Origin of the sequence: Enterococcus sp. DIV1279b, from assembly GCF_050531515.1 — a bacterium.
GTDB classification, from domain to species: domain Bacteria; phylum Bacillota; class Bacilli; order Lactobacillales; family Enterococcaceae; genus Enterococcus_D; species Enterococcus_D casseliflavus.
The window spans coordinates 267145-278471 of record NZ_CP172891.1 but is presented as its reverse complement, the minus strand read 5'-3'; the positions used below and the strand labels follow the sequence as shown (position 1 = coordinate 278471).

General features: G+C 41.1%; 10 protein-coding genes. 4 read left to right on the top strand and 6 right to left on the bottom strand.

The annotated features are described in order from the left end of the window. Positions 1-136: 136 nt before the first annotated feature. The 6 genes from IGI71_RS01275 to IGI71_RS01250 all read right to left on the bottom strand — a co-directional run bounded on the left by IGI71_RS01275 (position 137) and on the right by IGI71_RS01250 (position 5740). Positions 137-1255: a BMP family lipoprotein gene (locus IGI71_RS01275; protein WP_010748607.1), complete on the bottom strand. Its 1119-nt coding sequence runs from the start codon at positions 1253-1255 to the stop codon at positions 137-139. Between the two features lie 63 nt (positions 1256-1318). Then, the gene (locus IGI71_RS01270) at positions 1319-1717 is read right to left on the bottom strand and encodes a cytidine deaminase (RefSeq protein WP_005226837.1); all 399 of its coding nucleotides are present in this window, start codon (positions 1715-1717) and stop codon (positions 1319-1321) included. A gap of 46 nt (positions 1718-1763) precedes the next feature. After that, complete coding sequence (deoC, locus tag IGI71_RS01265) at positions 1764-2426, bottom strand: deoxyribose-phosphate aldolase (RefSeq protein WP_005226835.1); 663 nt, start codon at positions 2424-2426, stop codon at positions 1764-1766. Positions 2427-2439: 13 nt separating this feature from the next. After that, a complete protein-coding gene (locus tag IGI71_RS01260) occupies positions 2440-3741 on the bottom strand; it encodes a pyrimidine-nucleoside phosphorylase (RefSeq protein ID WP_430616129.1) in 1302 nt (433 codons plus the stop codon). Between the two features lie 123 nt (positions 3742-3864). Next, the gene (locus IGI71_RS01255) at positions 3865-4884 is read right to left on the bottom strand and encodes a LacI family DNA-binding transcriptional regulator (RefSeq protein ID WP_005226832.1); all 1020 of its coding nucleotides are present in this window, start codon (positions 4882-4884) and stop codon (positions 3865-3867) included. 250 nt (positions 4885-5134) lie between these two features. Beyond that, a complete protein-coding gene (locus tag IGI71_RS01250; RefSeq protein ID WP_005226831.1) occupies positions 5135-5740 on the bottom strand; it encodes a class I SAM-dependent methyltransferase in 606 nt (201 codons plus the stop codon). A gap of 336 nt (positions 5741-6076) precedes the next feature. On the opposite strand from IGI71_RS01250, the gene coaA reads away from it, so the two are divergent. The 4 genes from coaA to IGI71_RS01230 all read left to right on the top strand — a co-directional run bounded on the left by coaA (position 6077) and on the right by IGI71_RS01230 (position 10939). Continuing rightward, on the top strand, positions 6077-7000 hold the full coding sequence (gene coaA, locus IGI71_RS01245) for a type I pantothenate kinase (RefSeq protein WP_005226828.1): 924 nt from the start codon (positions 6077-6079) through the stop codon (positions 6998-7000). Between the two features lie 80 nt (positions 7001-7080). Further along, entirely contained in the window at positions 7081-8646 is a 1566-nt protein-coding gene (guaA, locus tag IGI71_RS01240; RefSeq protein ID WP_008376418.1) for a glutamine-hydrolyzing GMP synthase, read from the top strand. Between the two features lie 207 nt (positions 8647-8853). After that, complete coding sequence (locus IGI71_RS01235; protein WP_252704498.1) at positions 8854-10020, top strand: DNA methyltransferase; 1167 nt, start codon at positions 8854-8856, stop codon at positions 10018-10020. Further along, a complete protein-coding gene (locus tag IGI71_RS01230; protein ID WP_252704497.1) occupies positions 10013-10939 on the top strand; it encodes a Bpu10I family restriction endonuclease in 927 nt (308 codons plus the stop codon). Before IGI71_RS01235 ends, IGI71_RS01230 begins: the two co-directional genes overlap by 8 nt. Positions 10940-11327 lie beyond the last annotated feature (388 nt).

The following is an 11327-nucleotide window of genomic DNA, read 5'->3' as shown; positions in this document are numbered from 1 at the left end:
TCGTCATGTCAAAAAAATAATTGCTATTGCTTAGGATGATTACTATCCTCATGAAAACCCGTAGCTTTCATCAACATAGTAATCCAACAACGATCATCTTGCCCTAAACTAGGGCAAGATAACCGAAAAAACAACTTTATTTTTCAGGTGTTTCTGGTACTTCTACTTTGCCGTCGATCACGTCTTGTTTCGCTGTTTCGATCGCTGCTTTGGCATCATCTGAAAGGAACCCTTCAGTAATGTCTACACCGCCATCTTTCAAGCCGTAAACAATGTGTTCGCCGCCAGGGAAGTTGTCTTCTAACGCACGAGTTGAGATATCTTGAACCGCTGCGCCAACACCTTTCAATGTTGAAGCCAATGTGAAGTTATCTTCTTTGCCATCAGCAGTTGTGTATTTTCCTTCGTCTTGTTGATCGCTATCTACACCGATGACCCAAACTTTTTTGTCTTCTAGGTCTGCTTCGTTCAATTGTTCATTGATTGCTTTTGCTTCTTGGAAGACACCTGCACCAGTACCACCAGATGCGTGGAAGATTACGTCAGCGCCGCCTTGATACATTGAAGCTGCCAATGCTTTCCCTTTGGCAGGATCACCAAATGATGCTGCATATTGAGAATCAATTGTAATTTCTTTGCCTAATTTTTCAGCTGCGTCTTGAACACCCTTCGTGAAACCAGCTTCGAAACGGTCGATAACGACGCCTTCTTCACCACCGATGAAGCCGACTTTGTTTGTTTTGGTTGTATACGCTGCAGCATAACCAGCTAAGTAAGCTGCTTCGTTATCTTTAAATGTTGCTGAAACAACGTTGTCTTTGCCTTCGATCACATCATCAATGATCCCGAATTGTGTATCAGGGTTTTGGTCAGCTGCTGCTGCGATTGAATCTTTCAATAAGTAACCCACACCGAAAATCGTTTTGAAACCATTTTGAACGGCACCATTTACGTTGGTTGTGTATTCTGAAGCTTCATTTGATTGCACGTAGTCATAACCACCAGCACCGCGAGCGATCCCGTGTTCCTCACCCCATGCTTCTAAGCCTTCCCACGCTGATTGGTTGAATGAACGGTCATCCACCCCACCGATATCGGTAACGATTGCGACACTATGCGCTGCATCAGTCGTACCGTCTGCAGAACCGCCGCCAGTTGAATCAGTTGAACCTGAATTTCCTCCGCCACAAGCACCAAGTAAAGTCAACCCAGCTACTGCAACAATACCTAAACTAAATAATTTTGCTTTTTTCATTGCTGTAAAGCCCCCTAAAAATATAGTTTTTTTCAACAGCCGCATCGACTGAATGAACATGGTTTATAAATCTTTGTTCGTGAAGTAATAAGGCAATAGGCCTTCTACCGTGGTTTCTTTGATGACACCATCATCGCCGACTAAGGTCACCGGCATATCTGGCGCACAAAATTCCACCATGACCTGGCGGCAAGCACCGCAAGGAGAGATCGGTTCTGGCGTATGACCCGCCACAACCAAATGTTGAAACTCTTTTTCGCCTTCAGAAACGGCTTTGAAAAAAGCGGTTCGTTCTGCGCAATTTGTTAAGCCATATGAGGCATTTTCAATGTTGATCCCTTGATATATCGTACCATTTTTGGCAACGAGACAAGCACCGACCGGAAACTTAGAGTACGGCACATACGCTTTATCTAAGGCGGAAACGGCGGTGTCGATCCACTCTTTTTTCGCTATTGTCATTGTCTTCCCCGCTCTTTTTTTTATTTTTTGCTACTTGATGCTAGGCCTAGTAGCCAGCACCTGTTGAGCCAGTCACGATGGCAACACTTGCGCTTGTTCCTAAGCGGTTTGCGCCCGCTTCGACCATAGCTGCAGCTTCTGCTTCGTTGTGGATACCACCGGAAGCTTTGACACCCATTTCTGGTCCTACTGTTTCACGCATCAAGCGAACATCTTCAACGACTGCCCCACCAGTTGAAAAGCCAGTTGAGGTTTTCACGAAATCTGCACCGGCTGCTTTGGCTAATTCACAGGCTTTGACGATTTCTTCGTTGTCTAATAACGCTGTTTCAATGATTACTTTGACAAGCGCTTTGTCTTTGGCCGCTTCAACGACTGCTTCGATGTCTGCTTGAACTTTTTTGTATTGTTTTGACTTCAAGGCACCTACGTTGATCACCATATCGACTTCATCTGCGCCGTTTTTGATCGCATCTGTTGTTTCATAAGCTTTGACCTCAGATGTGTTTGCCCCTAAAGGAAAACCGATCACGGTACAAACAGCCGTTGGTTCGCCTTGTAATTTTTCTGCTGCTAATGAAACCCACGTTGGATTGATGCAGACAGAATAGAAGTGATAGGTTTTTGCCTCTTCGATGATTCGTAAAACATCTTCCTCCGTTGCGTCTGCTTTCAAAATCGTGTGGTCGATCATGCGATTCAATTCCATTTTTATTCGCTCCTTATTCTGTAATAATGTCATGGATCAATGGCGGTTCTGCGCCATCTTCCCCAATTTCAATATTTTGGTCGATCAATGCTTTGACATCCTCGATTGCTTCGGTATTGCTATAGATCGTCAATAACGATTCCCCTTTGCTTACGGATTCGCCAACTTTCTTATGCAATTTGATGCCCACGGCATGGTCGATGTCTTCGTCTTTGGTCTTACGACCTGCCCCTAACATCATCGCCGCGATCCCTAGCTCATTGGCAACTAATTTCGTCACCACGCCGCTCGTTTTCGCTGGGACTTCCACTTCATATTTCGCTGTCAAAATCTTGCTCGGGTCATCGATCACTGTAGCGTCTCCGCCTTGGTCTGTGATCATCTGTCTGAATTTTTCTAACGCTTTGCCTGAATGCAGGGCTTCTTCCAACAGTTGGCGTGCTTCTTCCAATGAATCAGCTTTTTTCGCTAAAACGACCATTTGGCTGCCCAGTGCATAGCACATTTCTTCCAAGTCTTTCGGTCCTTTTCCTTGCAGTGTCTCAATGGCTTCCACCACTTCCAAACTGTTGCCGATCGCTTCCCCTAAAGGCTGTGACATATCAGAAATGACTGCCATCGTTTGGCGATTTGCCAATTTTCCGATGCGGACCATCGTTTGGGCTAAGCGTTTGGCATCCTCCAAGTTTTTCATAAAGGCACCATCGCCTGTGGTTACATCTAACACGATCGCATCGGCACCTGCCGCGATTTTTTTACTCATGATCGAGCTGGCGATCAATGGGATCGAACTAACCGTTGCCGTCACATCTCGTAAGGCATACAGTTTTTTGTCTGCAGGAGCTAAATCTCCTGATTGACCGATCACGGCCACTTTGCTTTTGTTGACTAATCGGATAAAGTCGGCTTCAGAAAGCTCGATTTTAAATCCAGGGATCGCTTCAAGCTTGTCTAACGTCCCACCAGTATAGCCTAAGCCGCGCCCAGACATTTTCGCAACTGGTACGCCAACACTAGCCACTAAGGGCGCTAAGATCAATGTGGTCGTATCACCAACACCGCCAGTCGAATGCTTATCGACTTTGATTCCTTCAATTGAGGATAGGTCGATCACTTCACCAGAATTTGCCATTGCTAGCGTTAAGTTCGTGATCTCTTCATCTGTCATATCTACATAAAAAATAGCCATCAACAAGGCACTCATTTGATAATCTGGAATACTTCCTTCAGTATACGCAGTTACAATGTAGTCAATTTCTTCCTTCGTCAATGACTTGCCGTCACGTTTCTTTTCAATTAAATCCACCATTCGCATCGAAATGACCCTCGCTTCCTTTAACATTATACAATAATTTTTCGTAGGGTAAACCACTTTAGTAAAACAGTTTACTAAATATCGCAAAACTATGAAAACACTTACAAGAAGAAATATACCGCATTATTTCTCGCTTGTCAATGTCTTCACGCTCTCACGAATAATTAATTTTGTATCAAAAATCTTATTTGGAATTCGCCGTGTCGGAAACTCAATGGCGTCTACTAAAAACTTCGCTGCGGTAAACCCGATCTCAAAAGTCGGCTGCATGACCGTGGTAAGCGGTGGTGTGATGTATTCCGATAATTTCAAGGCATCAAAGCCGATCACCGAGTAGTCTTCTGGTACTTTTTTGCCCGCCTCATAAATCGCTTGATAACAGCCGATCGCCATGGCATCGTTGCCACAGAAGAACGCTGTGATCTCTTTGTACTTCAATAATTCCTTCGTTGCTTCGTACCCGCCGGTAACCGTTAATTCAGCATTTTCTACATATCGGCCTTTAAAAGGGATCTGATGATCCTTTAAGGCATGGCGATAGCCATTGAACCGTTCCTCTAATTGATAGTAGCCGGTGATTTCTTTGAGCATCGCAATGTTGCGGTGACCATTTTTGATCAAATAGCTAACAGCTTGGTAGGCGCCTTCGTATTCTTTCACGATCAAACGACCATTGTCCCGCTGATTGATCCCACGATCGACTAAAATAATTGGTCGGTCATCAAAGAACCCGCTCTTCAAGGAATAATCCTCTGGCAGCAAATGCGGCGTCGCTAATAAGATGCCATCTACCGAACGATGAGACAGTTCATTCAAATATTGAACCTCTTTTTCTTGGCTGTGGCGCGAATTGCATAACACTAACATGTAACCTAGTGGATTGAAATAACTTTCCGCCCCTTCAATGACTTTAGAGAAAAAGAAATCCGTCACATCAGGCACGATCATTCCGATCGTTTTTGAATGGCGGTTGATAAGATTCGAAGCAAAAAAATCCGGCTTATAGTGATATTTATTTACGATATCTAAGACCCGCTTTCGGGTTTCTTCACTAAAACGGCTGCCTTTATTGTTTAGGATCTGCGACACGGTCGTGACAGAGACGCCAGCCATTTCAGCAATCTGTTTAATCGTCAATTTCATCTGCTTCTCTCCTCTCTTGCCTAAAGTGTAGCAAATTTTTCTCAAAAAAAATAGCACACTTTCAACAAGTGTGCGACTTTCTTTTTCGTTGATCAAAAATGGCCCGATGATACAGACAGCTCTTTTAGCGGAGCTGCGATTGCTCCAAAGGCTGATAACAACAGGCTTTTTGAAAAACCAACTGGTCCAGTTGCCGCTAACCAGTGCTTGTCTTGGCGATGCCTTTGATCTGTTGAGAATCAAGGAGCAGCTACGCTTCTTTTACGCTTTGAATGATGTAATAGCCTTTGTCTTTTTTGATGATTTCGGCATTACCAAAGGTCTCTTGCATTTTCTTTTGAGCACTCGGCGCCCCTTGTTTCTTTTGGATCACGATCGTTAAAGTCCCGCCTGCTTTAAGCAAAGGAAACGCCCCCGTCAAAATCTCATGAACGACTTCTTTTCCTGCCCGAATCGGCGGATTGCTGAGGATCGCCGCATAAGCAGGTTGATTTAATTGGGCATAGATATTGGATTGATGGATATCTACCTGTTCAATGCCGTTACGCTGGGCATTGCCTTTTGCCAAATCCACTGCCCGCTGATTGATATCGATCATCTCGACAGGTCGTTGACTCGCATAAGCTAACGCTAAGCCAACAGGTCCATAGCCGCACCCAACGTCCAGCAGACTTCCTTCTGGCAGCTCCCCCCACTCAAACGCATCGATCAGCACCCGCGAGCCATAGTCCACCGTGTCACGGGAAAACACCCCGCTATCTGTCACAAAATGAAAGTTCTTTCCTCTTAATTCAAACGACCACTGCTCAAAATCATGGGCCGTATCAGGATTTTCTGTATAGTAATGATTACTCATGGTTATGCTCCTTTCTTCTATTTCCTCTTCGCTTATTTTTTCTACTGGTTTCTACTAGTTTTTCCTTGTTTCTTCTATTCGAACAAGTGAACATAGTGAAATCACCAGTAAAAAAGCCCTGCAAGATTTGTCTGCTGCTTCTTTCTAATCATACCGAAAAACAGCCAGAAGTAAACGCCCAGCAAAAAAAACAACGAAAAAACAGTTTTTTGTTGTTTCTGCAAAGGAAATCATGTCTTTTTTCCAAGTTCCGCAAGTTTCTATGGTAAAATACTTTCGAACAGTGGCCCGTCGCTTCTAATAGAAACCGATGATGCCGCAAAAAAGGAGCCTACTATGCAAGAAACCATGAATTTTTATCAAATTCCTCGTGAGCAATGGCAAGGGTTTTATACGAACGGCATGATGCCTTTCACTCAAGAAGAATTGGATAATATCAAAAGTTTGAACGACCGGATCTCGGTCCAAGATGTGGAAGATGTTTACGTGCCTTTGTGCCATCTGATCCATCTTTATATGAAAGAGTTTGAATCATTGACCCTCAGCAAGGGACTCTTTTTACACCGCTACGTCAAAATGCCGCCTTTTATCATCGGCATCGCTGGAAGTGTCGCCGTCGGCAAAAGCACCACCGCACGGCTCGTCCAAAATTTGTTGGCCCGTTTGTTTCCCCGTAGAACCGTCCAACTGATCACCACTGACGGCTTTTTGTACCCGAACGAAGTCTTGGAAGAACGCGGCAGCTTGAATCGCAAAGGATTTCCAGAAAGTTATGACATGGAAGCCTTGATCAACTTTTTGAATGCGGTCAAATCAGGAGAACCAGACATTCAGATCCCCGTCTACTCCCATGAAGTCTACAATATTATTCCTGATACGTATGAAACGATCAGTCAACCAGATATCTTGATCGTGGAAGGCATCAATACCCTACAACTGCCTGCCAACCAACAAATCTATATCAGCGACTTTTTTGATTTTTCAATTTTCGTGGATGCCCAACCAGCACTGATCGAAAAATGGTATTTGGAACGATTTGAATCATTACTAGACACTGCCTTTCAAGATCCCAGCAATTATTATTACCAATATGCGATCGGGGATCGCAAGGAAGCGATTAAAATGGCAAAAGAAGTATGGAAAAATGTGAATTTAAAGAATTTACACGAGTATATCTTGCCTACACGCAGCAGAGCCGATATAATTCTTCATAAAACAAAGCACCATTTGATCGATGAAGTGTTCTTGCGCAAGTATTGACCGCTTCATTTTTATGATTATGCTGTTGAAAAGGCCCAGCCTTTTTTCAATAAAAACTAAAAGAATTGAGGTAATTTATTGTGACAAACGTTGACACTTTGCCAAACGTCGAAAAAATTATCGTACTTGATTACGGTAGTCAGTACAACCAGCTGATTACACGCCGTATTCGTGAGTTCGGTGTTTTCTCAGAATTATTGAGCCACCGCATTACCGCTGAAGAAGTAAAAGCGATGAACCCAAAAGGGATCATCTTATCTGGCGGACCAAACAGCGTCTACGACGAGAACTCTTTCGGCATCGACGAGAAAATTTTTGAGTTAGGCATCCCAGTTTTAGGGATCTGTTACGGCATGCAGTTGATTACTTATAAATTAGGCGGAAAAGTTGAACCTGCCAAAAACCGTGAATACGGCAAAGCAGAATTGGAAGTCACTTCTGATGCAGCGGCCCTTTTCCAAAACACGCCCGCAACACAAACCGTGTGGATGAGCCACGGAGACTTGGTCACTCAAGCACCTGCAGGCTTTGATGTTGTGGCGACGAGCAAAGATTGCCCGATCGCTTCTATCCAAGATGCCGAGCGCAAAATGTACGGTATCCAATTCCACGCAGAAGTTCGCCATTCAGAATACGGCAACGACTTATTACGTCACTTTGCCATTGACGTTTGTCAATGTACAGGTGATTGGACAATGGACAACTTCATCGATATGGAAATCGCAAAAATCCGCGAACAAGTGGGCGACAAAAAAGTCTTGCTTGGTCTTTCCGGCGGGGTCGATTCTTCTGTCGTTGGTGTTCTTTTACAAAAAGCGATCGGCGATCAACTGACTTGTATTTTTGTTGACCACGGCCTCTTGCGTAAAGGCGAAGCCGAGCAAGTAATGGAAAGCCTAGGCGGCAAATTCGGCTTGAACATCATCAAAGTTGATGCCAAAGAACGTTTCCTATCAAAACTTGCGGGGGTTTCTGATCCTGAAGAAAAACGCAAGATCATCGGAAATGAATTCGTGTACGTCTTCGATGATGAAGCAACCAAACTAGCTGGCGAAGAAGGCGTTTCTTTCCTTGCCCAAGGAACCCTTTATACCGACGTCATCGAATCAGGAACCGAAACTGCTCAAACCATCAAATCACACCACAATGTGGGTGGTTTACCTGAAGACATGCAATTCAAATTGATCGAACCATTGAACACCTTGTTCAAAGACGAAGTCCGTGAATTAGGGACTCAACTTGGCATGCCAGACAGCATCGTATGGCGCCAACCATTCCCTGGACCAGGTCTAGGCATTCGTGTCCTTGGCGAATTAACAGAAGAAAAACTAACGATCGTCCGCGACTCGGACGCAATCTTGCGGGAAGAAATCGCAAATGCCGGCTTAGACCGCGACATTTGGCAATACTTCACCGTCTTACCAGGCATCCGCTCCGTCGGTGTCATGGGTGATGGCCGGACCTACGATTATACCGTCGGCATCCGTGCAGTCACTTCGATCGATGGCATGACCGCTGACTTTGCCCGCATCCCATGGGAAGTCCTACAAAAAATCAGCGTCCGCATCGTCAACGAAGTCGCACACGTCAACCGGATCGTGTACGATATTACGAGCAAACCACCTGCTACTGTGGAGTGGGAATAAAGAGCCAATATAATAAGGATGGGGAATGCCTATAAATCAACATTCTTCAGTTTTAAAAGAGCTTGATTTTCATTAAAAATGATATGATTCCCTACCATTTTCCCTACCAAAAATTGGTAGGGATTTATTCTTATAAACCAAGTCTATTTACCTATCATATAAAGATTGATTATTTAAAAATTCACATAGATTTTTGAGGTGAAAAAAATGAACCTATCTAATGTACCAATTGATAAAACCGATATTAATCAAAGTCTGCTAGATATATCAGATAAATCTAGAACAAGCAATTTTTCATGGAAAGGGCAGTTTTCTCCAGAATTCATTGAAGCTATACTAGAAAAATATACTGACAACAACAGTGTACTATACGATCCGTTTTTAGGATCTGGAACTGTAGTATCTGAAAGTTTAAACAGAGACCTAGAGGTCTGTGGAATTGAATTAAATCCAGCAGCTTACCATATGGCAAAATTTTACGAACTAGGTAACTGTTCAACTCGTTATAGAAATGAGTTAATAAATTATTATGATAAAAGACTAAATAATATAATGACAGAGAAAGACTTTACAGAATTTATTGACTTTTGCAAACATCCTAATCTTGAAACAACTTACAATAACATTGCTAAATTGCTGTTAATCCTAAGTGATCTTAATAAAAACGAATTGAATATAACTATATTGTCTAACAAATGGGGTAAATTGAAGGAATTAATTAAACGTTTACCCTACTCAAAAAAGAAAATAGATGTACTTTTAGGGGATTCAAGAAGAACAAAATTCAAAAGTAACTATGCCACTATAGTCCTAACTTCCCCTCCTTATATTAATGTGTTCAATTATCACCAAAACTATAGAAAATCTACCGAATTTTTGGGATATGATGTACTCAATATTGCAAAATCAGAATTTGGTTCAAACAGAAAACATAGAGGAAATAGATTCTATACTGTTATTCAGTACTCTATAGACATGGCATTGTCAATTTTAGAATCTCTAAGAATTAGTAAGATGGATGCAAGACTCATTTTTATAGTTGGAATCGAGTCAACGGTGCTAGGTCACAAATTTTGTAATAGTCAAATTATTTTCGATATATTTAACAGCATATTCAATTGTCCACTATTATTGAGACAACAAAGAGTTTTTAAGAATAGATATGGCATAATAATAAAAGAAGATATTTTACACTTTGCAAAAAAAGTAGATGTTACTTTGAGCAAAGAAGAAATAGTAACAATGGCTAGAAAAATTGGAGTACAAGAATTAAAAAAAGCACTTTCTGATAATGATCCTAAAAGAGATTTGATAATGGATGCTATAGAAAAATCTAATAATATAAATGAATCGGAGTTGAATAACCATGGTTAGAGGAGTACATGGGGAGAAATTGATTGCAGTTCTGAATAGTAAAAAATTACCCGAGGTAGACAAAGACAGGATATTGTTAGCTATCAAAAATTATGATTCTTGGATTGAATCTATGAACCTGATTTCTTCAGGCGACATTGGTGAAATTGTTGAATTGATGGTAGATTTGCTAAATAAATACAAGAACTTCTTAGATTTAAATATAATTTACGATTCTCCCGAAAATTTTCTTTATAGACAGAAAGGTCAATTAAAGATTGATAATACTGTAATTGAAGAATTCTTACCCATATTGGTTTCGAAATGTTTAGAAAGTAGAGATGGCATAAATAATGAGATTCAAATCTCTTCTCAAGCCAAAGTATATTCGTCCGTTCATTTTTCTTCTTCTTTAAATACTCCCAAGTTAGCCGGTGGAATGGAAATAAAATCTAAAGATCAAGATTTTTCCATGAGTCGGAAACTTTATTTAAAAGCTTCTTATAGTAATAATTTTCCAGATTCTGAAAGTGATATTTTATCAACAAACTTGGGATATATTTTAGCTGAAATAAAAACAAATTTGGATAAAACAATGTTCCAAGAAGCATCTGCAACAGCTAGAGATGTTAAAATGGCAGTTACTGGCGCACGATACTTTCTACTTTGTGATTTTTTGGATATGACACCCATAAGTTCATCAACAACCTATATTGATGAAATTATCATTTTCAGAAAAGCTAAAAGACTCCCATCAAATAAACGAAGTTCATTTGCAACGTATGAGGGAAGGATGTACAACAGAGATTTTTATGAAAAATATTTATACGATCATCCCTATGACACAGAACTAATGTTGCGTTTCGTTAACTATATTTTAAAAGAAATTGCTAACATTGATCTTGTTGAAGATGACGTCATTGATATCGGCTATTTCTAGTATATGACTATTCTTAAATAGGAATAAAGAGCCACCATAATATGTATGGGGAATGTCTATAAATCAACATTATTCAGTTGTTGAAGAGCTTGATTTTCATTAAAAATGATATGATTTCCTGCCATTTCCCCTACCAAAAATCCCTTGTCAGACTAACGTTTGACAAGAGATTTTTCTTTTTTCACTACTTTTCTTAAAGGGATTCTGTACTCCACAAATTTATTCGAATACTTTTCCATACCTTTCAACGTACCTTTTTTCTAATTCATCTTCCAGTAAGTACATCTGCTAATTCCATATTTACTAATCAATCCGTTTTCAAAATTCTTCATAATGTGGATCATTTTACATTTTTTTCAAATATACCACCATACATATAATAAGATGC